This window comes from Tateyamaria sp. (assembly GCF_039940735.1).
GTDB lineage: Bacteria > Pseudomonadota > Alphaproteobacteria > Rhodobacterales > Rhodobacteraceae > Tateyamaria.
Map to the genome: position 1 here is coordinate 89,561 of NZ_JBDVGB010000088.1, position 25,306 is coordinate 114,866.

Sequence of the window (25,306 nt, forward strand, 5' to 3'; positions counted from 1 at the left end):
ATTGGGCACCTATAACGGATGACACAGACACTGCTTTCCTTTGGACACGGGTTTTCAGCACGGGCGCTGACACCGCTGCTGCTGGCGCAAGGTTGGCAAGTGATTGGCACGACGCGCAGTCCTGAGAAAACCATTGCATTAGAGCAAAGCGGTGTCACTCCGTTGATCTTTCCGGGCAGTGATCTGGCCCAAGCGATTGGTCAAACCACGCATCTGTTAATCTCGGCCGGGCCGGACGCGGACGGTGATCCGGTGCTGCGCGCGGTTGGGGATCTCATCGCGGCGCGGGCTGCGGAATTTGAATGGGTTGGATATCTGTCGACCACGGGCGTTTACGGCGATCACAAGGGTGGTTGGGTGGATGAAAGCAGCGCGCTGACGCCAGCCACACGGCGTGGTCAGTGGCGCGTCGCTGCCGAAACGGCGTGGGCCAGCATCCCCAATCTGCCACTGCACATCTTTCGCTTGGCGGGCATTTATGGCCCGGGGCGCGGTCCATTTGCCAAAGTGCGCGCTGGTACTGCACGGCGTATCATCAAAGAGGGCCAAGTCTTTTCCCGCACCCATGTCGATGACATCGCACAAATCGTTGCGGCCTCGATTGCGCGGCCCAACCCCGGTGCGATTTACAATGTGTGCGACGATGACCCGGCCCCACCGCAAGACGTTATCGGACACGCCGCTGCATTGCTTGGCTTACCGTTGCCAGAGGCGCTGGATTTCGAAACCGCTGAAATGACCCCGATGGCGCGCAGCTTTTATGCCGAAAGCAAGCGGGTCAAAAATGACCGGATCAAGGAGGAGTTGGGCGTCAAATTGCTGTACCCCACGTATCGCGAAGGGCTGGCCGCGTTGCTGGCGGATGACAATGCCTGACGGACCGACGCTGACGCATCTACTAGATCAGATTGACGACGCAGCGACAGACGAAAAAGTTTCCGTACAGAACATTCTTGATCAGATAGGCGATCGTTCGATCATGCCCGTGGTACTGGCAATTGCCCTTGTGCTGGTGTCGCCCATTTCGGGCATTCCCGGCTTTTCCACGCTGTGCGCATTTGTAATCCTGATGGTGATGGTGCAAGCACTGATGCCCCACAGATCGCTTTGGCTGCCAAAGGTGTTGCGTGATCGCTGTGTGCGATCTGATCGGGTGCACAAGGCAGTCACATGGTTGCGTAAGCCTGCGGCGTGGATCGATCGGCACTCGCATCCGCGCCTGCGCATTCTGACATCAGGCCCACTGCGTTGGCTGACCTTGGTGTTGTGTATGCTGGTCCCCGTTATGTGGCCCTTTATGGAGTTTATTCCATTTTTAACATCCATTGGCGCAAGTGCGGTGGCGTTGATGTCGTTTGGATTGCTGACGCGCGATGGGCTGTATGTGATTTGGGGCTACGGTGTTGTCGCTTGTCTGGGCACTGTCATCCTTTGGGCCCTTCAGGCCGGAACTTAAAGGCGTATTACGCCCGCGCTTCGCCCAGCGACGCGATGCCCAAAACATCCAACACCTTGGCCTCGATCTGTTCGGCGTTCATGCCAGCCACGGCGTACATATCCGCCGGGCTGGATTGGTCGATGAACGTGTCAGGCAGCACCATTGATCGATACTTAAGGCCTGTATCAAACACGCCTTCGTCGGCCAAAAGCTGCGCCACGTGACTGCCGAAACCGCCCACTGCGCCTTCTTCGATTGTGATCAGGGCATCGTGGTCGCGCGCAAGTGCCAAGATCAGGTCACGGTCCAGCGGCTTGGCAAAGCGCGCATCCGCGATGGTCGGTGTGATGCCTTTGGCGCTTAGGTTTTCGGCGGCCTTTTCGACTTCTGACAAGCGTGTCCCAAAGGACAAGATCGCGACGCCTTTGCCCTTGGTAATCATGCGTCCCTTACCAATCTCAAGCGGTGTGCCGCGCTCTGGCATCTCGACCCCAGTGCCTTCGCCGCGCGGGAAACGGAACGCAATCGGGCCATCGTCATGAGCGGCAGCTGTCGCGACCATATGGGCCAGTTCAGCTTCATCCGCTGCGGCCATCACCACAAATCCCGGCAAGTTCGCAAGGTAGGCCACGTCAAAGGCCCCGGCGTGTGTCGCCCCATCGGCGCCAACCAACCCGGCGCGGTCAATGGCAAAGCGCACAGGCAGGCGTTGGATCGCCACGTCATGCACAACCTGATCATATCCACGTTGCAGAAAGGTCGAATACATCGCGCAAAACGGTTTCATCCCGCCCGCTGCAAGCGCTGCTGAGAACGTCACGCCATGTTGTTCGGCGATCCCCACGTCAAAGCAACGACTGGGGTAGCGTTCAGCAAACAGATTCAGACCAGTGCCGTCGGGCATTGCCGCTGTCACGGCGCAAATCTTGTCGTCGTCCTTGGCCAACTTCAACAAATGCTCGGCAAAGACTTTGGTATAGCTTGGCGCATTGCTGGGTGACTTTTTCTGCGCCCCCGTCAGTACGTCGAACTTGGCAGTTGCGTGCCCCTTGTCGCGGGCTGTTTCTGCCGGGGCGTAACCTTTGCCCTTTTTGGTCAGCACATGGATCAGGATCGGACCGCGCGCGCGATCTTTGACGGTGCGCAAGACAGGCAGCAATTGGTCCATGTCATGGCCATCGATGGGGCCAAGATAGCTAAACCCTAGTTCCTCGAACAAAGTACCGCCAACAGCCATGCCTTTCAGCATCTCTTTGGCGCGCTTGGCCCCTTCGCGGAAGGGTTCAGGCAACAGGCTGACAGCCCCTTTGGCAGCGGCCTTGAGGTCCTGAAATGGGTTTTGCGCATAGAGGCGCGACAGGTACGACGACATTGCGCCCACGGGCGGGGCAATCGACATCTCGTTGTCATTCAGGATCACGATCAAACGTTTGCCCAAGTGGCCTGCGTTGTTCAGCGCCTCATAGGCCATGCCCGCGCTCAGTGATCCGTCTCCGATCACGGCAATCGCATCGCCTGCCCCCTCGGGCGGTGTCCCCCCAAGATCGCGCGCCACGGCAAAACCAAGGGCCGCACTGATCGAGGTCGAAGAATGCGCTGCGCCAAAAGGATCGTATGCCGATTCCGATCGTTTGGTGAATCCGCTTAAGCCATCCTTCATGCGCAACGTGCGGATGCGGTCGCGGCGTTCTGTCAGAATTTTGTGTGGATAGCACTGATGGCCCACATCCCAAATCAACTTGTCACGCGGCGTGTCAAACACGGCATGCAGCGCGACAGTCAACTCAACAACCCCAAGGCCTGCGCCCAAATGCCCCCCGGTGACAGAAACGGCCGAAACCGTTTCGGCACGCACTTCATCAGCAATCTGGCGCAGTTGCGCATCGGAAAATTGCTTTAAGTCAGCGGGCCGCTGCACTGTGTCCAAAAGAGGGGTTTTGGGGGCGTCAGTCATAACACTCTTTCACGTCTTGCGAGCGACGACAAAACGCGCGGCATCGCGCAACGTGTCGCCTTCGGCTTTGTACACTTGTAACGCATCACATGCTTCAGTCACCAACGCATCTGCGCGGCGTTTCGCCTCGTCTAACCCAAGCACCGACACAAACGTCGCCTTCCCCGCATCCGCGTCTTTGCCTGTTGCCTTGCCCATGGTGTCAGCATCACTGGTCACATCCAGCACGTCATCGGCAATCTGAAACGCAAGACCCAGCGCGCCGGCATAAGTCTGCAACGGCCCAAGGTCGGCCTGCGCCATACGCGCGCCAGCAGTGGCAGACCATTCGATCAGCGCGCCTGTTTTGCCCTGTTGCAGCGTCGTGATGGCATCCAAGGTCAACGGCTCTATCGCCGTTTCTGCGGCCATATCCAGCGCTTGCCCCAGAACCATGCCGCGCGCACCAGCCGCACGGGCAAGTGACAATGCCAGATCAGCGCGCACATCGCCGTTACCGACATTCCGGTCGCTCACCAATTCAAAGGCCAGCGTCTGCAACGCATCACCCGCCAAGACAGCCGTCGCCTCGTCCCACTTCACATGGACGGTGGGTACGCCACGGCGCAGGTCATCGTCATCCATGCAGGGCAGATCATCGTGGACCAATGAATAGGCATGCAGCGCCTCGATCCCTGTGGCCGGAAAAAGCGCGGCGGCCGGGTCGATGCCATGCAGTCGCGCGCTTTCCAGCACCATAAATCCGCGCAGGCGTTTGCCGCCCTGCGTCGCGTGCGACATGGCCTGCACCACGTTAAGATCGTCGAAACCCGCAAGCACAGCATCAAACTGCCCCTGAATGGCATCGGCCGCTTCGGTTAAGCGTTGCTGAAACACGGGCCAGTTACAGATCGTTGACAGGTTTCAATCCGGTCGGGGTGCCGTCGCCATCCAATGTGATGGCCGCCACCTTTTCTTCGGCTTCTTTCAGCTTTGTCTCGCAGCGCTTTTTCAACGTGTTGCCGCGCTCGTACAAACTGATCGACGCATCAAGCGCCACATCACCGCGTTCCAACTGGCCCAACACTTGTTCCAATTCAGCCATCGCTTCTTCGAAGCTCATTTCGTCTACGGGGCGATCTGTCATGGGGCAGCCTTTATCAGCGATTGAACATGAGCGCGGGCACAAGCGGCCAACGCGTCCAGATCATAGCCCCCTTCCAGCACCGACACCACCCGGCCTTTGCACAGGGTTTGTGCAGATTGTGTGATAAGGTCGGTAAGCTGGGTATAGGTGTCCACGCTCCAATTCAGTTGCGCCAGGGGATCGTCCTGATGGGCATCAAACCCGGCAGAAATCAGGATCAATTCAGGTTGATGCTGTATCAACGCCGGGATGACTTGGGTGCGGTAAGTTTCAACTGCGTGTTGGCCATCCGTGCCCGGGGCAAACGGGATGTTTAGAATGGTTTGATGCGGGCCGCGATCGCTTGCTTTGCCTGTGCCGGGCCACAGCGGCATCTGCTGGCTGGTGATCACAAGGACACGCGGATCGTCTTGCAAAAGGGCTTGCGTGCCATTGCCATGGTGGACGTCAAAGTCGATGATCGCAACGCGGTCCAACCCATGATGATCCAGCGCATGTTTGGCCGCGATTGCAATGTTGCCAAAGACGCAAAACCCCATGGGCAAGGATTGTTCCGCGTGGTGGCCAGGTGGACGCATGGCAACAAAGGCATTTTGCACCTCTTCATCCAACACCATGTCTACCGCCTTGATCGCACCACCAACCGCGCGCCAAATTGCGTTGTATGACGTGGGGGACAAAAACGTCTCGGCATCCGTTTCGCGGTCAAGGCCTGCAAAGCCGTCGGTTGGGATGCTTTCGCGCACGTAATCTATGTAAGACTGGGGATGGCAGTAGGCGATATGCGCATCTTGCGCCAAAGGCGGATCAACCCGCACTACATCCAAATCCGCAAGCGCGCGTTGGATATAGGCCAATCTTTTCACCTGTTCGGGCATGCCATTGGGCGTGACGTGCAAAAGACCATCTGCATGGGTAAGGAGTGCTGTTTTCATTGGGATTTCACCATTTGAAGGACGAATCGCGCCGCCGTGATCCAAAGAGAGCCGACAGTGCCGCGCTGCGCCCTTTTGATCAAGCGCACCACTTTATCATCGGCCAGTACGTGAACCGGGAATTTCTTTGGATGACACAAGCCGATTGTAAGATTTGCGGCTCACGCTCCCATGATCCTCCTAAATGTAGGTCCGGAGGAGCCATTTGCTGCATCATCGCATATTCTTTGGAGTGATGCCGTTGCATGTGCTTGCTTAAACGCCGCAACACACGCAGGTTTATGAAGAACGTTTGATCCAACCCGTCAATCAGCCGCCAGCATATACCCCGCACCGCGCACTGTTTGCAGATAACGCGGCTGTTTCGGATCGGTTTCGATCTTGCGACGCAACCGGGTGATCTGCACATCCACCGCGCGTTCTTGCGCTTGGCCACGGTCACGACCCAAATCTTCGACCAGCTTGGCGCGAGTGATAGGCTCACCCAACTGAGCCGAGAATATTTTCATCAACTGTGTCTCGGTGCCCGTAAGGCGGACCAAGTCCGCCCCCTGCCAAAGTTCGCCCCGTTCCATGTCATAGCGGATCGGACCAAGGGACAATATCTTGGGCGTGCCTTCGTCTTCGCCAACCTCAGGCACGCGGCGCAAAATAGCATTGATGCGCAGCAGCAGTTCTTTCGGCTCAAACGGTTTGGGCAGATAGTCGTCCGCACCGGCCTCAAGACCTTCGATACGGTTGTCCGTTTCACCCTTGGCCGTAAGCAACAAGATTGGGGTGGCATGGGTTTCGCGCAAAGACCGACACAGACTTAGCCCATCTTCGCCAGGCATCATCACGTCCAGCACGATCAGATCGAAATCCAAACCCGCCAGAATGCGTCGCGCATGTTCCGCGTTGCGCGCTGACGTCACAAGAAACCCATTGCGCATCAAAAATTTCTGCAAAAGCGAACGGATGCGTTCATCGTCGTCCACGATCAACAGATGGACATCGAAATTTGTCATACGCCGTTCTCCTTGAGCTTTGTATAGGCACGTCGCATTTCGCTGTCCATCATCGCCTCTAGTACAGTTCGAAAACCAGACACAGCCTCAGGGCCGGCATCGCGAAACGCTGCACGCATACGGGCGCGTTGTGCATCTGACAACCGCCCTTCCAAGACACGGCCGTCTTCGGTCAAATGAAGGTGGCGTTCGCGCTTATCCAGTCGGCCCACCCGGCTTTCGACCAACCCATCTGCAATCAATGTGCGCAGAACGCGGTTAAGCGACTGCTTTGTCACCCCAAGAATATTGAGCAGGTTATTCACCGTCGTCCCCGGCGCGCGGTTGATAAAATGTACCGCGCGGTGGTGCGCCCGCCCATAGGCCATGTCCGACAAAATGCGATCCGGATCGGCCGTAAACCCACGGTACGCAAAGAACATCGCCTCGATACCTTGGCGCAATTGCTCGTCCGTCAGAAACAACAGGCTTTCCCCGCTACTTGCTGCGCTTGAGCGTCCATCCGACATTGCTGTTCCCGCCTTCACCGTTGATTAATTCACGAGCACTTTAAGTCAGCCTTGTTGACATTCCAAGAGTGAAGCGATATCGAATCGCAGGTTTTGCGCAATTTTATATCCACTTCGGACCTAGATACGCAATTTTTGCAAACGGGAGGCTGACATGGCAGCATATGATGATCGTGACGGAAAAATCTGGATGGACGGCCAATTGGTCGATTGGCGTAGCGCCAATATCCATGTCCTGTCCCATGCCATGCACTATGCCAGTTCTGTCTTTGAAGGCGAACGCGCCTACAACGGCAAAATTTTCCTAAGCCGCAAACACTCAGAGCGCCTGCATTTTTCGGCTGGGCAGCTGGATTTCCAAATCCCCTATACTGTCGATGAAATCGAAGCGGCCAAACAACAAGTTTTGACTGCTCAAGGCCTGACAGATGCCTATGTGCGCGCAGTGGCGTGGCGAGGTGCAGGCGAAGACATGGGCGTTTCTTCGGCGCGCAACCCTGTCCACTTGGCCATCGCAGCGTGGGAATGGGGCAGCTATTACGGCGACGCCAAGATGAAAGGCGCCAAGATCGACATCGCCAAATGGAAACGTCCCAGCCCTGAAACCATTCCTGTCCACGCCAAGGCAGCGGGTCTGTATATGATCTGCACCACCTCCAAACATGCGGCCGAGGCCAAGGGCTGTTCGGACGCGTTGTTCATGGATTACCGCGGTTATGTGGCCGAGTGCACGGGCGCAAACATCTTTTTCGTCAAGGATGGCGAGGTGCACACACCCAAGGCTGATGTTTTTCTGAATGGCCTCACGCGCCAAACGGTCATCGGCATGCTGGAAGATCGCCAGATCAAAGTGCACGAACGTATTATCATGCCCGATGAACTGGAAAGCTTTGAACAGTGCTGGCTGACCGGAACGGCTGCCGAAGTAACGCCTGTTGGTCAGATCGCAGACTTCAACTTTGAAGTCGGGTCGATCACACGTGAAATTTCCGAAAGCTACGAAAAGCTTGTGCGCGCGTAAGCGTCGTGGACTTTGGCGCGTTTGCAAAGGCGTGGGAAGCCGCTTGGAATTCCCACGACCTTGAACGCATTTTGGCGCACTATTCTGACGATGTTATTTTTCGCTCGCACAAAGCCGTTCAGTTTGTCGGCAACGGCGAATTGCGCGGCAAAGCAGCTTTGCGTGACTATTGGGGCCGGGCGCTGACGGCGCAGCCGCATTTATCTTTCGTTGTGATCGATGTTCTGCACGGGCATGGCATGCTGGTCATCACATACCGCAATCACCGTGATGTCTTGGCGGCAGAGACCCTGCGGTTTGGCACGGATGGATTGATAGTCGAGGCGTCGGCCTGCCATCGCCCTTAACCTTTTGGGTCTGTCACCTGACGCGCTTTGCGCCGATCCATGCCCAATTGCCTTTCGCGCCAAATGATCAGCACGCCACCCAAAACCACTAGCACAGCCCCGGCAATCATGTTCAGCGTCGGCACCTCGGCAAAGATAAAATACCCGATGATCGCGGCAAAGATCAGCGCCGCATAATCGAACGGCGCCAGCATCGACGCCCCGCCAAACCGGTAGCTGGATGTGACAAGGATCTGCGCGACCCCGCCCACCAGTCCTGCACTGATCAGCAACATCATATCCTTGGTACTGGGCACGATCCAGCCAAATGGCAGGCTTAAAAGGCTAAGAACCGTGGCCGTCAGCGAAAAGTAAAAAACGATTGCGGCGGTGTGTTCTATTTTGACCAAAGTGCGGATGTGAATTTGCACCAATGCGCGTAAGATCGAGGCCCCCAGCACCATCAAAGCGCCGATCGTGCCAACGGTGCCCAATGTATCTGCATCCACGCTAAGGCGCGGCCAGATCACAATCAGAACCCCGACCAGGCCCAGCGCGACCGCACTCAAACGGAACAGGCGCACAGTTTCGCCCAGCATCACAGCCGCAAAGATCACTGTGAACATAGGTGTGGCATACCCAATGGCCGTCACCTCTGGCAACGGCAAAAGCGACAAGCCGCCAAAGGTTAGCGCCATAGCTGAAGTGCCAAACAGACCGCGCCAGATATGGCCCATAAGATTGACCGGGATCAGGGCTTCGCGCAGGTCGCCCTTTTGCCAGATCCACGCCAGAATAATCGGCATCGCAAACAACGAACGAAAGAAAACGGCCTGCCCCGCCGGGACAGATTGCGTCGCCTCCTTGATCATTGCCGCCATGACCATAAACAGAAAAACCGCCATCAGCTTTAAAGCGATGGCGGTGCCGGGTTTGTTTTGGGTCGAAGGCGTTTGCATACCCTCGACCCATGGAATGTTATGCCAGTCTTGGCAAGGCGTCAGTTAAGTTTGGCGACGCCAAGTGGCACGCTGAATTTTTCGCACCAGATGTAGACTTCGTTGAAGTCGGACACGTCAATGCCTGCTGGAACGACGAATGATTGACCGCCCGTAAGTGCGCCAAGCAAACCAGAATCGGTGTTGCCGTTGTAATGACCGTCTTTACCCAGACCCACGCGTGGATCAGGTGCGCCATCAAGGCTGAAGTCGTCAGCAAGGACGATGGTGTGGCTGCCGTCGGCGTTCTTGATGACTTCGACGCCACCTGTGGTGATGTGATCAGACGCGCCCGTGAAAGAGCCAGAGGCAACAGTGTCCGCCGCCATCGCAGGCACGGCTGCAATGCTGGCAACTGTAGCCAAGGCCGCAACGAAGAGTGTTTTCAGGGAGTTAAACATGTGAGAATCCTTTGTGGACTGATTGGTTCCGATATCGAGTGGCTACAATTCGGAACCAAATGGTACAATACACGTTTTCGTGAATTATGGACTATGTGGTCCCAAACTGCTATGTCGAAAGCGTAACCACTCCGGAGACGTCATCATGGCCCGCCCCCGTTCTTTTGATACAGACAAAGCCATCAGCAACGCGATGCAGGTTTTTTGGACCCATGGTTACGAAGGCGCGTCACTGCCTGATCTTTTAGATGGCATGGGTTTGACACGCGGCAGCCTCTACAAAGCCTTTACTGACAAAAAGACACTTTTCCTAAAAGTCCTTGATCATTACGAGGACGCGGCGGTTAAAGCAGCTGTCAGCTTACTCACTGATACGTCGATTCCAGATGGCACTGAACGCATCATGGAATTGTTCACCAGCTCTTATCTCGCTGTCACAGACGGTGATCGGCGGGGGTGCTTGCTGTGTACCGCGGCGGCAGGGCCCAGCATGTATGACGATGAAATTACGGCCGTCGTGTCTCGTGGGTTGAATACCATGCGTGATGGAATTGAGGTCGCCCTAGAAGCCTCGCCAAGGCACGCCGACATGTCCAAAGCAGAACGTCACGCTTTGGCCGATATGTTAACGGCACAATATATCGGCCTGCGCACCATGGCGCGGGCGCGGATCGATATTGAAACGTTGCGCAACGCGGTGCGTTCCGTCGGGGTGATGTTGGCTTAACCTATCGGACCGCGCACGCCGCCCGTTTGACCACGATCCAGCAACAGGTGATCAAGGATCACACAGGCCATCATCGCCTCTCCGACCGGGACAGCGCGGATGCCGACGCAAGGGTCATGACGCCCTTTGGTGATGATTTCGGCAGCTTCACCCGACTTGGTGATCGTCTTGCGGGTTTGCAGAATCGAAGACGTAGGTTTCACCGCGAAACGCACCACAACATCCTGCCCCGTCGAAATGCCGCCCAAAATACCGCCTGCATGATTTGACGAATATTCCGGCCCGTTTGGCCCCATCGTGATCTCATCTGCGTTCAATTCACCCGTTAGCATTGCTGCCGACATGCCTTCGCCAATCTCAACACCTTTGACGGCATTGATGGACATCATACCCGCCGCTAGGTCTGTATCCAACTTACCGTACACTGGCGCACCAAGGCCTGCAGGCACACCCCGCGCCACCACTTCAATCACCGCGCCGACACTGCTGCCGGACTTACGCAAGCCATCAAGGTAGTCCGCCCAAGTTTGCGCGGCTGTCGCATCAGGCACCCAGAACGGGTTTTGGTCGATCTGGTCCCAATCAAAATTGCTGCGGTCCATTTCGTGTGCGCCCATGCGGGTCATGTAACCCTTAATCTCGATCCCGGGCGCAAGCTTGTTCAACGCAGCGCGCGCCAACCCGCCAGCCGCGACCCGCGACGCGGTTTCGCGCGCCGAAGACCGCCCACCGCCGCGATAATCGCGGATGCCGTATTTCTGCCAATAGGTGATGTCCGCATGACCGGGGCGAAATTTTTCGGCGATGTCACCGTAGTCTTTGGATCGCTGGTCGGTGTTCTCAATCATAAGCTGGATCGGCGTGCCCGTTGTCACACCTTCAAACACGCCGGACAGGATACGCACCTCGTCCGCCTCGCGGCGCTGCGTGGTGTATTTGTTCTGCCCCGGTTTGCGCTTGTCCATCCACTGCTGGATGAATGCCTCGTCAATCTCGACGCCCGGGGGGCACCCGTCAACGGTCGCGCCCAAGGCAGGCCCGTGGCTTTCGCCCCATGTGGTGACGCGGAAAAGATGGCCAAAGCTGTTGATCGACATGGGATGCTCCTTGCTTGGAGAGTGGTCTAGCGGTGCTGCATGGTTGGCTCAAGGCGATTTGTGCTTGCGAGCCGCGCGCACCCATCTTATCCCTTGCCCTACCTCGGGGTGCTGGCAACAGCTGAGATGCAATGATGCGAACCCGTTGAACCTGAACCGGTTAACACCGGCGGAGGGAAGGTTTGGATATCCCCAACACCTATTTCCCGCCGTCTTTCTTTATTGGAGGATGCGATGAAGTATCTGATGACAACGGCCGCAGCACTTTGTGCCAATGCGGCTTGGGCCGAAACGCCTGTTTTGCAAGTTTATGCCTACGACAGCTTTGTGGCTGATTGGGGCCCTGGCCCGGTGGTCGAGGCCGCGTTTGAAGAAACCTGTGCTTGCGATCTGCAATTTGTGGCCGCTGGCGATGGCGCAGCACTTTTGGCGCGCATCAAACTAGAAGGGGTGCGTTCGGACGCGGACATCGTGCTTGGCATGGACACCAACCTTGTGGCGGCTGCCAAAGAAACTGGGTTGTTCGCGCCTCACAGCGCCTCTGCCGATTATGCCCTGCCTATCGCGTGGGCCGACGATACCTTTGTGCCGTTCGACTTTGGCTATTTCGCGTTTGTCCACAACGCCGACGTGACCCCGCCTGCGAACTTTCGCGAATTGGCCGACAGTGATCTGAAAATCGCGATCCAAGATCCGCGGTCTTCGACCCCCGGTCTGGGCTTGTTGATGTGGGTCAAAGAAGCTTACGGCGACGAAGCTCCTGCCATTTGGGCCGACCTGTCGGACAACGTGCTGACAGTCACCAAAGGCTGGTCAGAAAGCTATGGCCTGTTCCTTGAGGGCGAAGCCGACATGGTGCTGTCTTACACCACCTCACCCGCCTATCACCTAATCGCCGAAGAAGACGCAACCAAAGCCGCCGCTGCATTTGACGAAGGGCATTACATGCAAGTCGAAGTTGCTGGTAAATTGGCGAGCTCCGACCAACCCGAACTCGCCGATGCATTTTTGGCGTTCATGGTTGGCGAAGGCTTCCAGTCGGTTATTCCGACGACAAACTGGATGTATCCCGCCGTAACCCCGGCAGCAGGTCTGCCCGATGGGTTTGACACGTTGATCACGCCAGAAAAGGCATTGCTGATGTCCCCAGAGGACGCGGCAGCTGCGCGGGATGAGGCATTGGCCGAATGGCGCGACGCACTGGCGCAATAAGCGGGCCTGTTGCGGCGGGGGCGGTCTTTGCACTGATCCTCGCCGCATTGGGCGCAGTGGCGTCGCGCGCCGACTGGCCTGTGGTCTTTGGGGCTGCGGACTGGGCAGTGTTACGCTTTACTGTCTGGCAGGCGCTACTGTCTGCACTGCTTAGCGTGACCTTTGCCATTCCAGTTGCGCGGGGCTTGGCACGACGGCAATTCAAAGGCCGCGCGCTGTTGGTGACCCTGCTGGGTGCACCATTTATTTTACCTGTAATCGTGGCTGTGTTGGGTCTTTTGGTCGTCTTTGGCCGCTCTGGTTGGATCAGTCAGGGGCTTGGCCTGCTTGGCCTGCCGCCGCTGTCGATTTACGGGCTGGAAGGGGTCGTGCTGGCCCACGTGTTTTTCAATATGCCACTGGCCACGCGTCTGATCCTGCAAGGGTGGCAGGCAATCCCGTCAGAACAGTTTCGTTTGACGGGACAGTTGGGCCTTCCGCCATGGACCGTATTTCGCACGCTGGAATGGCCCGTTTTGCGCCAAGTCGCACCGGGCGCCTTCGCGCTGATCTTTGTGTTGTGCCTGACCAGTTTCGCCGTGGCGTTGACCTTGGGGGATGGACCACGGGCAACGACGATTGAACTGGCGATTTATCAGGCGTTTCGCTTAGATTTCGATCTGGGGCGGGCGGCGGTGCTAAGCCTGCTGCAACTGATTGTGGCTGGATCAGCAGCAGTAATCGCACTGTGGGTCTTGCCGCCGATTGTCATACAGATGGGGCGCGACCGCCCTTTGCAGCGCTGGGATGCACGCGGGCGCGGCCAACGCGTGTTAGATACGTTTTGGATTACACTCGCGGCTGGATTTTTGCTGTTGCCATTGGGGGCAATTGCCACGTCTGGCCTGATGGGCCTTGGGGACATGCCTGCGCAGGTTTGGCACGCGGCATGGACATCGTTTTGGGTCGCAACCCTTAGCACTGGGTTGCTGGTGGCGCTGGCGCTGCCGATTTCGATTTGGCTGGCACAAACGCGTTGGGGCGGGGCCGAAGCATTGACACTGATTGGTCTGGCCGCTTCACCGCTTATGATCGGAACAGGGTGGTTTATTCTGATCTTTCCGTTTGCCGCACCTGTAGATTTTGCGCTGATGGTCACGGCACTGGTCAATGCGATGATGGCGCTGCCCTTTGCCGTGCGTTTCTTGATGCCTGCAATGCGGCAGGTAATGACAGATTATGGAAAGTTAAGCACCGGCCTTGGCCTGTCCGGATTTGCGTTGTGGCGTATTGTCGTGCTGCCACGCGTGCGCGGGCCACTGGGCTTTGCGGCGGGCCTTGCGGCGGCTTTGTCTGTCGGGGATTTAGGCGTAGTCACTTTGTTTGATGATCCCGACCGCGTCACGCTGCCCTTGCAGATGTACCGCCTTATGGGCAGTTATCGCACCGATGCTGCAGCTGGGGCTGCGCTGGTTTTGCTGGCCTTGGCGCTGGCGATGTTTTGGGTTTGCGATTCGTGGGGGCGACGACATGCTGAAAGTTGAGGGGCTACACGTCACCCAAGGTGACTTTACGCTAAGTGCATCATTTGACGTCGCCCAAGGGCAGCGCGTCGCGGTCATTGGGCCTTCGGGTGCTGGCAAATCCACTTTGGTGAACGCCTTGGGCGGGTACATCGAAAGCACTGGCGCGATCACGGTAAATGGGCGAGATGTCAGTGCCATGGCTCCAGATCAGCGCGGCATGGCAATGCTGTTTCAGGACGGAAACCTGTTTCCACACCTGACACTGGCGCAGAATGTAGGGTTAGGGCTGCGGCCATCTTTGCGTCTAAATGAGACGGAACAAAAGACTGTGGCCAACGCCTTGCACCGTGTTGGCTTGGGCGATTTCACAACCCGCAAACCCGGCGATATCTCTGGCGGGCAGCAAAGCCGCGCGGCATTGGCACGGGTGTTAGTGCAGGGCAAGCCACTGCTGCTGTTGGACGAACCCTTTGCGGCACTCGGGCCTGCGATGCGCGGCGAAATGTTAGACCTGACCAGCGATGTAGCCCGCGACACGGGTGCGACTGTGTTGATGATCACCCACGCGCCCGAAGACGCCGAGCGCGCGGCTGATCAGGTGATTTTTATCGACGCAGGGCGCGCCGATGCGCCCCGGCCGGTGGCCGATATCATGACCAATCCGCCCGAGGCTTTGCGCGCGTATTTAGGCCGCTGAACGCAGACTTTTGTGCACATCAAGGATGCCCAGCGCGGCCTGAGCGGCCTCGCGTCCTTTGGTCACAAAGTGGTCGGCATAGATCGCCTTGTGATGCGCGGTTTCCTGGAAATGATGCGGCGTCAGGGACACAGACAAGACAGGAACTCCAGTCTTAAGCCCTGCTTGCATCAGCCCATCCACCACAGCCGAGGCGACAAAGTCGTGGCGGTAGATGCCACCGTCCACCACCAAAGCAGCACAGACAATGGCGCTGTAACGCCCGGTCTCAGCAAGGGTTTGCGCCATCAACGGCATCTCGAACGCGCCGGGCACGTCATAGGTGTCAACTTGGGATGGTAAAATCAATTCGGTAAAGCCGTCATAAGCGCGGTCGACAATGTCGGCGTGCCAACGGGCTTTGACGAAGGCGAAACGGGTGTGTGTCATGGCATATCTCCTTTAGGTTGGCCGGTCACACCCAAGGCGATTGCGCACAGCACTAAACGCCATCGCTGGCGCAGCCCTGCACGTTCTCTTTCATCCGGACTATGACCGTCGGCTCAGGTTTCTCACCTGATCTGCTTGACCAACCGCCCCTTGCGAAAGGGGCGCTTGCGCTCGCGGGCTCACAGATCACCATTTAACATGGGCCTGCATACCGCCGGTGGGGAATTTCGCCCCGCCCTGAGAACACGGCAAGGTTGCCAAGATGTGCGCACATAGGCAAGAGGAATGTCAGACAGATTGGAACACGACATGCACCCCAACCCAATTTTTCATACTGAAACGGCACAGGCGAATATCGACTTTGCCCGCGCCCGTGCCTTTGGCGTTCTGGCAGTGAATGGTGAAGCGGGACCAGTGATGGCGCATGTGCCGTTTCTAATCGATGAAAACGCTGAGTGGTTGCATCTGCATCTGGTCCGCTCGAATCCGATTGCGCGTGCTTTGAAAAACCCGTTGCAAGCCCGCATCGCCGTGAGCGGAGCAGATGGTTACGTTTCGCCCGACTGGTACGAGGTTCCCGATCAAGTACCAACGTGGAACTATGTCGCCGTGCATTTGACCGGGACATTGGAATTGCGTCCTCAGGACGAAATCCGCGACCTTTTGGATCGACAGTCCAAACATTTCGAGGATCAGTTGGATCCAAAACCGCCTTGGACAACCAACAAAATGACGCCTGAGGTGTTGGAAAAGATGATGCGTCAGATTGTGCCCTGTCGCATGAAGATCGAAAGCATCGATGGCACGTGGAAGCTGAACCAAAACAAACCTGATGCCGTGCGTTTGCGCGCCGCCGACCATATGGATGCCTATGGTATGGGAATGGAGACCCGTCTGCTTGCTGCAATGATGCGCGGCGCTGGTGGACAGGATTAACGCCTGCACCTAGGCTGTCCTTAAATCCAAAGGAACGCCCATGAAGCTTTATCATTCGCCCGCCTCGCCCTTTGTGCGCAAAGTCGTTGTTTTACTGCACGAATTGGGAAAGGCCGATGCCGTCGAATACGCGACAATCAGCACGACGGCTTTGGCATCAGATGCCAGTTTGATGGCCGCGAATCCCCTTGCGCGAATCCCTGCTTTGGAACGCCCCGATGGGGTGACGTTGCATGATAGCCGCGTGATCACCGCCTATCTGGACGACCTGTTCAACGGCGGCTTGTACCCCACCGGCAGCAACCGCTGGGAAACAATGACCCTAGAGGCAACAGCAGACGGCATCATGGATAGCGCTGTTGCGATGGTTTACGAGGTGCGTTTGCGCGATGCTGCACTGGTGTCAGAACCTTGGGTCGAAGCACAATGGGCCAAGGTTGAGCGCGGCCTTGATGCGTTGAATGCGCGTTGGATGAGCCATCTGTCCGGCCCTTTGGGCATGGGGCATATCGCAGTGGCCTGTGTGCTCGGGTACATTGATTTCCGCCACGACGCACGGAACTGGCGTCACAGTCGCGTGGCTTTGGCGACGTGGTATGACAGCTTTGCAGAACGCCCATCGATGATGGCGACAAAACCCGACGCCTGAACGAAACGGCATAAGGTGCGCGACTCAGCGACGATGGCTGGGCGAAGACCAACGCGTTGGCGCGAAAGAAACAAGCGCAACACATGATGCGGCGGTGTTAAACAAATTGTGCGTAACCCGTGTATCGCGGATTGCTTATAAGCATGGTTAACAAAGCGAATGCACTTGAGACCCACCAAAGCCTAAATCAAGCCCCCTGCGACCACGTGTGTCAGATTGCGTGCTGGACGTAGACGAGCGACGGCGATAGATAGCCGGGTGAAGTGGGCCGCGTCTTTGCGCGGTCTGTTATGTTATTTGGCCCTTAGGGGTCGCTGGAAACTGGAGAAGCCCCCCGTGTCCCATGCAGATGAAGACCACGACGGCGATCGCCGCGACTTTCTGTTCTACGCCACAGGTGGCGCTGGTGCAGTTGCGGCAGGTGCCGCAGTTTGGCCTTTGGTCAATCAGATGAACCCCTCGGCCGACGTTTTGGCACTGTCCTCGATTCGCGTCGATGTCAGCACGGTTGAGCCCGGCACACAGTTGACTGTGAAATGGCTGGGCAAGCCCGTCTTTGTGCGCCGTCGCACCGAAGAAGAGATCACCGCAGCACGCGATACAGATATTGCAGACTTGCCGGATCAGAATTCCGAAAACGCCAACCTGCCGGACGGGTCCGATGCATCGGATGAGAACCGCGCCATGGACGAAGCTGGCGAATGGCTGGTGATGATCGGCGTTTGTACGCACCTTGGCTGTGTGCCTTTGGGCGATGCGGGCGACTTTGGCGGATGGTTCTGCCCATGCCACGGGTCACACTATGACACGGCTGGCCGCATCCGTAAGGGCCCCGCGCCGCGCAACTTGCCGGTGCCTGTCGCTGAATTCGTGGACGAAACCACGATCCAACTCGGTTAAGGGAGAGATTATACCATGGGTGGAATTCCTCACGACCATTACGAACCCAAGGCTGATTGGGAAAAAGGTCTGGCCAAGCGCCTGCCTATCATTGGTTTGCTTTACGACACACTGATGATCCCGACGCCAAAGAACCTAAACTGGATGTGGATCTGGGGCATCGTTCTGACGTTCTGTCTGGCGCTGCAAATCATCACCGGCATTGTGCTGGTCATGCACTATACACCGCATGTCGATTTGGCGTTCTCGTCGGTTGAACACATTATGCGCAACGTGAACGGTGGCGCGATGTTGCGGTATATTCACATGAACGGCGCTTCGTTGTTCTTTGTGGCTGTCTACGCACACATTTTCCGCGGTCTGTATTACGGATCCTACAAGGCACCGCGTGAAATCACGTGGGTCATTGGCATGCTGATTTACCTGTTGATGATGGGTACAGCGTTTATGGGTTACGTATTGCCATGGGGGCAGATGTCCTTTTGGGGTGCGACCGTGATCACTGGCCTGTTTGGCGCGATCCCGTTTATCGGTGAAGCACTGCAAACATGGCTGCTGGGCGGGCCTGCCGTGGACAATGCCACGCTGAACCGTTTCTTCAGCTTGCACTACTTGTTGCCGTTTGTGATTGCGGGTCTTGTGATTGTTCACATCTGGGCCTTCCACACCACGGGCAACAACAACCCGACTGGGGTTGAGGTACGCCGCAATTCGAAAGAGGAAGCACAGAAAGATACGCTTCCTTTCTGGCCCTACTTTGTGATCAAGGACTTGTTTGCGCTGGCAGTCATTTTGGTGGTTTTCTTTGCAGTTGTCGGCTTTATGCCCAACTTCCTTGGCCACCCAGACAACTATATCGAAGCCAATGCTTTGGCGACGCCTGCGCACATCGTGCCTGAATGGTACTTCTTGCCGTTCTACGCCATCCTACGGGCCTTCGATTCCGAAGTTTGGGTTGTGCAGATCGCATCCTTTGTGACGGGCGGCATTGTTGACGCCAAGTTCTTCGGTGTTGTCGCGATGTTCGGTGCGATTGTTGCAATGGCACTGGCCCCTTGGCTGGATACATCCCGCGTACGTTCGGGCCGCTATCGTCCAATGTTCAAATGGTGGTTTGCCCTGCTCGTCGTGGATTTCTTTGTCCTCATGTGGGTGGGCGCTATGCCAGCCGAAGAGCCGTTCAGCTCCATTTCGCTTATCGCCTCGACTTACTGGTTTGCGTACTTCCTTGTGATTCTCCCGCTTTTGGGTGTGATCGAGAAACCGGACTCACAACCTGAGACGATCGAAGAAGACTTTGCCGCACATTATGGTGGTGATGATGCGGGTGCCGCCCCATCGTCGCACCCCGCGGAATAAGGAGAGACTGCAGATGTTCAAGAAACTTGCAGCAAGTGCGGTGACAGCAGTGATGCTGGCCACCGGAGCTTTCGCCGCTGGCGAAGCGACAGGTCACGTGGAAAACGTTGATTTTTCCTTTGACGGTCCGTTCGGATCTTTTGATCAGAACCAATTGCAACGCGGCCTTCAGATTTATACTGAAATCTGTTCCGCCTGCCACGGTTTGAAATTCGTGCCATTGCGTACGCTTGGTGATGAAGGCGGTCCACACTTGCCCGAAGACCAAGTGCGCGCCTACGCCGAATTCTACGAGGTGTTTGACGCCGAATTGGACGATTTCCGCCCAGCGACGCCTGCGGACCACTTCCCCAAATCCAACCTTGAAAACGCGCCGGACCTCAGCCTGATGGCCAAAGCCCGCGCCGGTTTCCACGGACCATATGGTTTGGGCATCAACCAGTTGATGAACGGTATCGGTGGGCCTGAGTACATCACAGCTTTGCTGAACGGCTACACAGGCGAAGAAAAGGAAGAGGCGGGTTCGGTTCTATACGAAAACACCATCTTCCCCGGCGGTTGGATTGCGATGTCGCCCCCACTTTATGGGGATGACGTGGAATTTGCCGACGGTCATGCAACAGACTTGCACCACCTTGCAGAAGATGTGGCTGCTTTCCTGATGTGGACAGCAGAGCCCAAGCTGGTTGCACGTAAACAAGCCGGGTTTGCCGGTGTGTTATTCTTGGGTATTTTGTCAGTCCTGCTGTACCTGACCAACAAACGCATCTGGGCGCCTGTAAAAGGCCGCAAAGAACACTAAACAAACCATTTGGTGACGATGAAAGCCCTGCCCTTTGGCGGGGCTTTTTTTGTGTTAAGATGCGCGTTCACGGCAAAGCTTGCGTGTCGGGAGCCAAACACGTCACAGTGGTGCAGGCATTTAAAAGGGAAAGCCATGACTGTAGTTTCAAAAGTTCTGATCGGCCTGGTCGCGCTGACCCACGTCTATTTCTGCTATCTAGAGATGTTCGCCTGGGAAAGTCGCGGGCCAGAGGTCTTTACATTTTTGGCCCCTGAATTTTTTGAACCCACCAAAGGGCTTGCCGCCAACCAAGGGCTTTACAACCTGTTCCTTGCAGGCGGCTTGATCTGGTCTTTGCTCATTGCGGACACTGTTTGGCAACGCAAGATCGCACTGTTTTTTCTGATTTGCGTGTTGGCGGCTGGGCTGTATGGCGCGTTGATCTTGCCAACAACACTTGCGGTTCAAGCCATTCCCGCAACGCTCGCTATTGTCAGCCTGTTCGCGTTCCGCAAAGCTTAGGCGATCAACTGGCCGTCTTTTATGCCTGCAATTCGCGTGGTTACGATCTGACCTTCGGGTTGTTCCGTGTCAAAGTGCACTTCGGCAAACTGTTCGGTACGCCCCATATGCGGGTTTTCCATAAGGATGTTGTGTGTCCTGCCCACCTGCGCGGCGTGGTGATTGATCACCTGCGCGTCCCCCGCTGCGCGCAGTTTGGCAGCGCGGTCTTTGATTTCTTTGCCGTTGACTTGTGGCATACGCGCGGCCGGTGTGCCGGGGCGCGGGGAATAGGGGAAAATGTGCAGCCATGTCAGGTCGCATTCTTTGACCAGCGCAAGTGAGTTTTGAAAATGTTCTTGGGTTTCCGTCGGGAAGCCCGCGATGATGTCCGCGCCAAAGGTCATATCTGGCCGCAAACGACGTGCTTCTTGTGCGAACTCTATGGCGTCGTCGCGGTTATGGCGGCGTTTCATACGTTTCAAAATCAGGTTGTCGCCATGCTGCAGCGACAGGTGTAAGTGCGGCATCAACCGCGGTTCGGTGGCGATGGCTTGCAAAAGTGCATCGTCAACTTCGATAGAATCGATCGAGCTGATACGCAGGCGCAGCAAATCTGGCACCAGCTTCAGAATGCGCATCACCAAATCACCAAGGCGCGGGGCCGAGGGCAAATCAGCACCCCATGACGTTAAGTCAACGCCCGTCAGTACCACTTCGTTAAAACCGCGATCAACCAGCCGCTTGATTTGATCCACCACGACGCCAGCCGGAACTGAGCGGGAATTGCCGCGACCAAAGGGGATGATGCAAAAAGTGCAGCGATGATCGCAGCCGTTTTGCACTTGCACATAGGCCCGGCTGCGCGTGCCAAAGCCGTCGATCAAATGGCCCGCCGTTTCGGTGACCGACATGATGTCGTCGACCTGTACCGGCTCCGTGCCAAAGTTACCTGCAAGGTCGGCCCAGATGTTGGATTGCATCTTTTCGGTGTTGCCGATGACCACATCGACCTCTTCCATCTGCGCAAAGGTGTCAGGTTCGGTTTGCGCAGCACAACCCGTCACGATCAGTTTGGCGTCCGGATGGGTGCGGCGCAGTTTACGGATGTCTTGGCGGGCTTTGCGCACTGCTTCGGCCGTCACAGCGCAGGTGTTGATAATCACCGCGTCTTGCAAGCCGGCACCCTCGGCCAATTCTTCCATCGCTTTGGTCTCGTATGCGTTGAGGCGACAGCCGTGATTGGAAAAGATGGGCGCGCTCATAGCCCGTCCAAAATGGATTGGGTCAGAAAGCCGTCAAACACATGCGCCGTCGGGCCCGACATCCAGACGCCATCATCGCGCCAGTCGATGTGCAGCGTGCCTCCGTCTAGGTCCATGCGCACAGACCGCCCTGTAAGCCCTCTGCGCGCGGCTGCGACGGCCACAGCGCAAGACGACGACCCAGAGGCCAGCGTGATACCAGTGCCACGTTCCCATACGCGCATGCGGATGTGATCTGGCCCGATGATTTGCGCAAATTGCACATTTGTCCGTTCAGGGAACAGCGAATGATGTTCGATCGATGCCCCACGCGCGGCAAGGTCGATGACAGCAACGTCTTCCACGAAAAAACTGCAGTGCGGATTGCCCATGCCTGTGGCAACCGGTGCGCCATCAATCGGAAGAGACAACGTGTCGACCGCCGCCGCCAGCGGGACATCTTGCCAATCCAGCAGTGGCTGACCCATGTTCACGGAGGTCACACCATCGTCTCCGCGCACGGCCCGCAAGGCACCTCGCCCCGTAATATCGAGAGTTAAGGCATCCACGCCTCTCATCTCCATCTCGCGCGCCGCGATGCAGCGCGTTGCATTGCCGCAGGCGGCAGATTGCGAACCGTCAGCATTATAAAAGGTGATCTCAAGGTCTGTCCCTTCTTTGATCACCGCAAGCTGGTCAAAACCGACGCCGCGATGACGGTCGGCAAGAGCGCGCACAAGTGTTTCAGTCAACAAAACATGGCGTTTGCGCGCATCTACTACAACGAAATCGTTGCCGAGTCCGTGCATCTTCATGAAGGGCCAATTAGGGAAAGCTGAGTCTTGCATTGGCCGCGTATAACGCCCGGTTCATGGGGAATCCAGTATGTCGAAAAAAAACAACGCAGAATCGGCTTGACCCGCCCGCCCACCCTTTCTAAGTACGCCACTTAGTGGGGCCGTTAGCTCAGTTGGTAGAGCAGCTGACTTTTAATCAGCGGGTCGCAGGTTCGAACCCTGCACGGCTCACCATTTTTTCTTTTGTAAGATGACACGTAGTTTGTCTCTTTTGACAAGGGTTCGTCGCTTTTGCTTGAAAGTTGACGGCTGCCAATTCCAGATCGTCTGACTTTTGATCGGGACGTTATCGGTTGGCTCCAAACCAGTCCTTCCTATTTTGCAGGAGAGCTCAGTCGGAAGGGCAACCGACTCTTCGTCAGTGCGTCACAGGCTCGGATGATGCCCATTGGGCGTTCTTTGCTTAGCCCACTTTTTGAGCCCTTCGACAAAATTCAATCTCGAGCACCAGCTTCTCAGTCTTGGTATGACAGTCTTTTGCCGCCCTGCTTTAGACTGGCCTGTTGGCTTGTCAATTTCACGTGCAAACTTAATTGTGATACATCCTCGCTGACTACTCCGTTTCCTAAGACCACTTCCCCCTCGCAATGATTGAAAAATCGGGACACTTTGTAAATTAGTATGCATTACAAAGCCCTATGCGGGTACAAAATCGAATAAACGCCCCTATTTTGTGTGATGTACAACCAAGGTGGAACGATCCCACAGGTTCCAATTCCACAACATTCCCCTTTGATTTGATCGATCAATCGCGCAACCATTGGGGCAGGTTCCTTAAGATAGTTGCAAAGCTCTGATGATGAAGTCTTGGATATCCTGCGTTCTGTTCTATTTTGCGTTGGGTAGTCAGGCCAACGCCTTTGAGGACCTTATGGATCGGGCGCGCTGGAAATCCTTTGGCGTAGAGAACTGGTTAGAGTTCGATCCAAGCGAACGGGCACTGCCATCCCGCGCACCCGTTCAGACGGAGGAATGGAAAATTCCCCGCGACACATCTTCGGTGGCGCAGCTTAAGTCGCTCATCGCCTTGGCCGAAGCGGGACCCAAACACTATAACGCCGTACATGTCAGCGCGCGCACCAAGACGCCAAAACGCCCGACCCAGATGACGTTGGGCGAAATTGACCGCTGGACACGTGCCACACCGGGGCAACCTCACGCGATCGGGCGCTATCAATTCATTCCGTCGACTTTACGTAGCTTGACGCGGCGGGCCGGTTATTCCGGTGACACTATCTTTTCGCCGCAGGTACAGGATCGATTGGCCGATCTGCTATTGATTGATGCGGGCATCAACCGCTTTGCCGCTGGCAAACTCAGCCGCGCGCAATTTATGGACAACCTCGCATTGATCTGGGCGGGACTGCCAAAACGCGACGGGAAGTCTGCGTATCACAACTTTGCTGGCAATCGCGCTACGATCAGTCGCGCAGTCTATGAACGTGAAATGGCACGGATTTTTCAATAGCCCGCTTTGGTTTCCTTCGACCAAGGTGAAAACGACGCTGAGACAATCCCAACAAATAGTACTTATCGAGATTTGAGGAGCATCAGTTTGATACCGCCTTGCCGCAGCAGTGTTGGTAGGTCGTGCTGCGGGATGTCGGATTGATTGACCGTTCTCGCCAAGCGTAACGCAGACGCGCAAAAATTCCCATTTATGCGCGATCCGTTGCCACCCTCGACGACGCTGATCAACCTAATCCAGACGAACCCTTGGAGCTGCTCGCAGGGCCATCAGAACTTGGCGATAAGGTTGATAAACGGCCCCTGATCATCAAGCGTGATATCCGTCAAATCATCACTGAACTGACCAAAGTTATAGCCCACACCGATCTTCAGATTATTGCCCACGTGGCGATACCCTGCGGCCAGAAATCCTGTTTCCGAAAAATCCGCTTGATTGGCTTGCAAGTGCCGCGCCTCCATCAAAATGTCCCATTTATGGGTCAAGTGATAGCGCGCATTAACGACTGCCAGCCATGCGTCGTTGCCCTCGAACGATGAATTCGCATCTACTGCCGTGTCCGAGAACCGACCACCCAGCTTGCCACCTAGCGTCCAGTTTTTGTTCAGATCATAGATCCCATCGATAGACACAACATGGCTACGTTGTAGCGCGCCGCGTGCGTCGGTGCCGTCCAGTTCTTGCCCGATCAAATCGTACAAATAACGGTAGCTAAACAACAGGTTCAGCTTGTCGTTGTTGATCGGTCGATAGGCATAACCAAACGTCACATCCGCATAGGTGCCGCTTAGGATGGAACTGTTGTCAGTGTCAGTGTCGGCATATTCAGCGCTGAACAACAATCGCTGGCTTTCATCAATCTTGTAGCGCGCATCACCTGTCAGAAAGATCGAGCGCTGATCGCGGTCGATGCCTGCGATCTCGCCTTCGTCAAGGCGGTATTCAATCTTCGCGGCAGCGGTCAGCCGATCTCCGTCCGAATATCGCACACCAAAGGAAAGTGCGTCGCGGTCAAAGTCGTTTCCAGCATCATTCACGCGCCCGAATTCGAATCCACCGCTAAAGGTCAGCTGCTCTGTTGCGCGGTATTGCACTCCGTAGACGCTGGTTAAAGATCGGTGGCGACCAAAGGCGTCAAACTGGTTTTCTGCAAAGATGTCAAAACGATCGCTGACGCGTCGTTGCCCACCAATAACCAATGTGCCGCGATCTTGGCCTACCAGATC

The 25,306-nt window shown here is 56.3% G+C and carries 27 protein-coding genes, 1 tRNA gene, 1 pseudogene and 2 riboswitches; of the genes and pseudogenes, 16 read left to right on the forward strand and 13 right to left on the reverse strand.

Annotated features, from left to right (window positions below; all coding sequences use genetic code 11):
• Window positions 1-18: 18 nt before the first annotated feature.
• Entirely contained in the window at window positions 19-876 is an 858-nt protein-coding gene (locus ABJF76_RS18480) for an SDR family oxidoreductase (protein ID WP_413819139.1), read from the forward strand.
• The gene (locus tag ABJF76_RS18485; RefSeq protein WP_413819138.1) at window positions 869-1,456 is read left to right on the forward strand and encodes an exopolysaccharide biosynthesis protein; all 588 of its coding nucleotides are present in this window, start codon (window positions 869-871) and stop codon (window positions 1,454-1,456) included. The genes ABJF76_RS18480 and ABJF76_RS18485 overlap by 8 nt, the downstream gene beginning before the upstream one ends.
• 7 nt (window positions 1,457-1,463) lie before the next feature.
• On the opposite strand, the gene dxs is transcribed toward ABJF76_RS18485, so the two are convergent.
• The 6 genes from dxs to ABJF76_RS18515 all read right to left on the reverse strand — a co-directional run bounded on the left by dxs (window position 1,464) and on the right by ABJF76_RS18515 (window position 6,969).
• Window positions 1,464-3,392 (reverse strand): 1-deoxy-D-xylulose-5-phosphate synthase, encoded by a 1,929-nt coding sequence (gene dxs, locus ABJF76_RS18490; RefSeq protein ID WP_413819137.1) that lies wholly within the window; start codon window positions 3,390-3,392, stop codon window positions 1,464-1,466.
• A 9-nt stretch (window positions 3,393-3,401) separates the two neighbouring features.
• Window positions 3,402-4,268, reverse strand: a complete 867-nt coding sequence (locus ABJF76_RS18495) for a polyprenyl synthetase family protein (RefSeq protein WP_413819136.1) — start codon at window positions 4,266-4,268, stop codon at window positions 3,402-3,404.
• A gap of 7 nt (window positions 4,269-4,275) precedes the next feature.
• Window positions 4,276-4,518: an exodeoxyribonuclease VII small subunit gene (locus ABJF76_RS18500; RefSeq protein WP_413819135.1), complete on the reverse strand. Its 243-nt coding sequence runs from the start codon at window positions 4,516-4,518 to the stop codon at window positions 4,276-4,278.
• Window positions 4,515-5,453, reverse strand: coding sequence for a histone deacetylase family protein (locus ABJF76_RS18505; RefSeq protein ID WP_413819134.1), 939 nt, complete (start codon window positions 5,451-5,453; stop codon window positions 4,515-4,517). Before ABJF76_RS18505 ends, ABJF76_RS18500 begins: the two co-directional genes overlap by 4 nt.
• Before the next feature lie 305 nt (window positions 5,454-5,758).
• Window positions 5,759-6,460, reverse strand: a complete 702-nt coding sequence (locus ABJF76_RS18510) for a response regulator (RefSeq protein WP_413819133.1) — start codon at window positions 6,458-6,460, stop codon at window positions 5,759-5,761.
• On the reverse strand, window positions 6,457-6,969 hold the full coding sequence (locus tag ABJF76_RS18515; protein ID WP_413819132.1) for a MarR family winged helix-turn-helix transcriptional regulator: 513 nt from the start codon (window positions 6,967-6,969) through the stop codon (window positions 6,457-6,459). Before ABJF76_RS18515 ends, ABJF76_RS18510 begins: the two co-directional genes overlap by 4 nt.
• Window positions 6,970-7,123: 154 nt before the next feature.
• Here ABJF76_RS18515 and ABJF76_RS18520 point away from each other — a divergent pair, with 154 nt between their 5' ends.
• Together ABJF76_RS18520 and ABJF76_RS18525 are read left to right on the forward strand one after the other, a co-directional pair.
• Window positions 7,124-7,990 (forward strand): branched-chain amino acid aminotransferase, encoded by an 867-nt coding sequence (locus ABJF76_RS18520; protein WP_413819131.1) that lies wholly within the window; start codon window positions 7,124-7,126, stop codon window positions 7,988-7,990.
• 5 nt (window positions 7,991-7,995) lie between these two features.
• Window positions 7,996-8,337: a nuclear transport factor 2 family protein gene (locus ABJF76_RS18525; RefSeq protein WP_413819130.1), complete on the forward strand. Its 342-nt coding sequence runs from the start codon at window positions 7,996-7,998 to the stop codon at window positions 8,335-8,337.
• On the opposite strand, the gene ABJF76_RS18530 is transcribed toward ABJF76_RS18525, so the two are convergent.
• Together ABJF76_RS18530 and ABJF76_RS18535 are read right to left on the reverse strand one after the other, a co-directional pair.
• Complete coding sequence (locus tag ABJF76_RS18530) at window positions 8,334-9,275, reverse strand: DMT family transporter (RefSeq protein WP_413819129.1); 942 nt, start codon at window positions 9,273-9,275, stop codon at window positions 8,334-8,336. The two genes, ABJF76_RS18525 and ABJF76_RS18530, sit on opposite strands and share 4 nt — an antisense overlap.
• A gap of 41 nt (window positions 9,276-9,316) precedes the next feature.
• Window positions 9,317-9,715, reverse strand: a complete 399-nt coding sequence (locus tag ABJF76_RS18535; protein ID WP_413819128.1) for a DM13 domain-containing protein — start codon at window positions 9,713-9,715, stop codon at window positions 9,317-9,319.
• A gap of 145 nt (window positions 9,716-9,860) precedes the next feature.
• Between ABJF76_RS18535 and ABJF76_RS18540 the strand changes: the two genes are divergently transcribed.
• On the forward strand, window positions 9,861-10,442 hold the full coding sequence (locus ABJF76_RS18540; RefSeq protein ID WP_413819127.1) for a TetR/AcrR family transcriptional regulator: 582 nt from the start codon (window positions 9,861-9,863) through the stop codon (window positions 10,440-10,442).
• On the opposite strand, the gene aroC is transcribed toward ABJF76_RS18540, so the two are convergent.
• On the reverse strand, window positions 10,439-11,539 hold the full coding sequence (gene aroC / locus ABJF76_RS18545; protein ID WP_413819126.1) for a chorismate synthase: 1,101 nt from the start codon (window positions 11,537-11,539) through the stop codon (window positions 10,439-10,441). The genes ABJF76_RS18540 and aroC overlap by 4 nt on opposite strands.
• A gap of 94 nt (window positions 11,540-11,633) precedes the next feature.
• Window positions 11,634-11,734: riboswitch (TPP riboswitch) on the forward strand.
• A gap of 39 nt (window positions 11,735-11,773) precedes the next feature.
• Here aroC and thiB point away from each other — a divergent pair.
• Genes thiB through ABJF76_RS18560 form a run of 3 tightly spaced genes read left to right on the forward strand, consistent with a single transcriptional unit; the run spans window position 11,774 to window position 14,953 of the window.
• Entirely contained in the window at window positions 11,774-12,751 is a 978-nt protein-coding gene (gene thiB, locus ABJF76_RS18550; RefSeq protein ID WP_413819125.1) for a thiamine ABC transporter substrate binding subunit, read from the forward strand.
• On the forward strand, window positions 12,727-14,274 hold the full coding sequence (locus ABJF76_RS18555; RefSeq protein WP_413819124.1) for a thiamine/thiamine pyrophosphate ABC transporter permease ThiP: 1,548 nt from the start codon (window positions 12,727-12,729) through the stop codon (window positions 14,272-14,274). The genes thiB and ABJF76_RS18555 overlap by 25 nt, the downstream gene beginning before the upstream one ends.
• Entirely contained in the window at window positions 14,261-14,953 is a 693-nt protein-coding gene (locus ABJF76_RS18560) for an ATP-binding cassette domain-containing protein (protein WP_413819123.1), read from the forward strand. The genes ABJF76_RS18555 and ABJF76_RS18560 overlap by 14 nt, the downstream gene beginning before the upstream one ends.
• Here the strand turns inward: ABJF76_RS18560 and ABJF76_RS18565 are convergent.
• Complete coding sequence (locus ABJF76_RS18565; protein ID WP_413819122.1) at window positions 14,942-15,382, reverse strand: 6,7-dimethyl-8-ribityllumazine synthase; 441 nt, start codon at window positions 15,380-15,382, stop codon at window positions 14,942-14,944. The genes ABJF76_RS18560 and ABJF76_RS18565 overlap by 12 nt on opposite strands.
• A 78-nt stretch (window positions 15,383-15,460) precedes the next feature.
• A riboswitch (FMN riboswitch) is annotated at window positions 15,461-15,631 on the reverse strand.
• 60 nt (window positions 15,632-15,691) lie between these two features.
• On the opposite strand from ABJF76_RS18565, the gene ABJF76_RS18570 reads away from it, so the two are divergent.
• From ABJF76_RS18570 to ABJF76_RS18595, 6 genes are all read left to right on the forward strand, one after another.
• The gene (locus tag ABJF76_RS18570) at window positions 15,692-16,318 is read left to right on the forward strand and encodes an FMN-binding negative transcriptional regulator (RefSeq protein ID WP_413819246.1); all 627 of its coding nucleotides are present in this window, start codon (window positions 15,692-15,694) and stop codon (window positions 16,316-16,318) included.
• A 40-nt stretch (window positions 16,319-16,358) separates the two neighbouring features.
• Complete coding sequence (locus tag ABJF76_RS18575) at window positions 16,359-16,967, forward strand: glutathione S-transferase (RefSeq protein ID WP_413819121.1); 609 nt, start codon at window positions 16,359-16,361, stop codon at window positions 16,965-16,967.
• A gap of 336 nt (window positions 16,968-17,303) precedes the next feature.
• A complete protein-coding gene (petA, locus tag ABJF76_RS18580; RefSeq protein WP_413819120.1) occupies window positions 17,304-17,867 on the forward strand; it encodes a ubiquinol-cytochrome c reductase iron-sulfur subunit in 564 nt (187 codons plus the stop codon).
• Between the two features lie 15 nt (window positions 17,868-17,882).
• Window positions 17,883-19,226, forward strand: a complete 1,344-nt coding sequence (locus ABJF76_RS18585; protein ID WP_413819119.1) for a cytochrome b — start codon at window positions 17,883-17,885, stop codon at window positions 19,224-19,226.
• A 13-nt stretch (window positions 19,227-19,239) separates the two neighbouring features.
• Complete coding sequence (locus ABJF76_RS18590; protein WP_413819118.1) at window positions 19,240-20,028, forward strand: cytochrome c1; 789 nt, start codon at window positions 19,240-19,242, stop codon at window positions 20,026-20,028.
• A gap of 135 nt (window positions 20,029-20,163) precedes the next feature.
• Window positions 20,164-20,532, forward strand: coding sequence for a DUF1304 domain-containing protein (locus ABJF76_RS18595; RefSeq protein ID WP_413819117.1), 369 nt, complete (start codon window positions 20,164-20,166; stop codon window positions 20,530-20,532).
• Here ABJF76_RS18595 and mtaB read toward each other — a convergent pair.
• Both mtaB and dapF read right to left on the reverse strand, forming a co-directional pair.
• A complete protein-coding gene (gene mtaB, locus ABJF76_RS18600; RefSeq protein ID WP_413819116.1) occupies window positions 20,529-21,776 on the reverse strand; it encodes a tRNA (N(6)-L-threonylcarbamoyladenosine(37)-C(2))-methylthiotransferase MtaB in 1,248 nt (415 codons plus the stop codon). The two genes, ABJF76_RS18595 and mtaB, sit on opposite strands and share 4 nt — an antisense overlap.
• Window positions 21,773-22,570, reverse strand: a complete 798-nt coding sequence (gene dapF / locus ABJF76_RS18605) for a diaminopimelate epimerase (RefSeq protein WP_413819115.1) — start codon at window positions 22,568-22,570, stop codon at window positions 21,773-21,775. The genes mtaB and dapF overlap by 4 nt, the downstream gene beginning before the upstream one ends.
• 140 nt (window positions 22,571-22,710) lie before the next feature.
• Here dapF and ABJF76_RS18610 point away from each other — a divergent pair.
• A tRNA-Lys gene (locus tag ABJF76_RS18610) sits at window positions 22,711-22,786 on the forward strand.
• 625 nt (window positions 22,787-23,411) lie between these two features.
• Window positions 23,412-24,080, forward strand: coding sequence for a hypothetical protein (locus tag ABJF76_RS18615; RefSeq protein WP_413819114.1), 669 nt, complete (start codon window positions 23,412-23,414; stop codon window positions 24,078-24,080).
• Between the two features lie 269 nt (window positions 24,081-24,349).
• Here the strand turns inward: ABJF76_RS18615 and ABJF76_RS18620 are convergent.
• Window positions 24,350-25,306, reverse strand: a pseudogene (locus tag ABJF76_RS18620) (hypothetical protein); the annotation flags it as partial.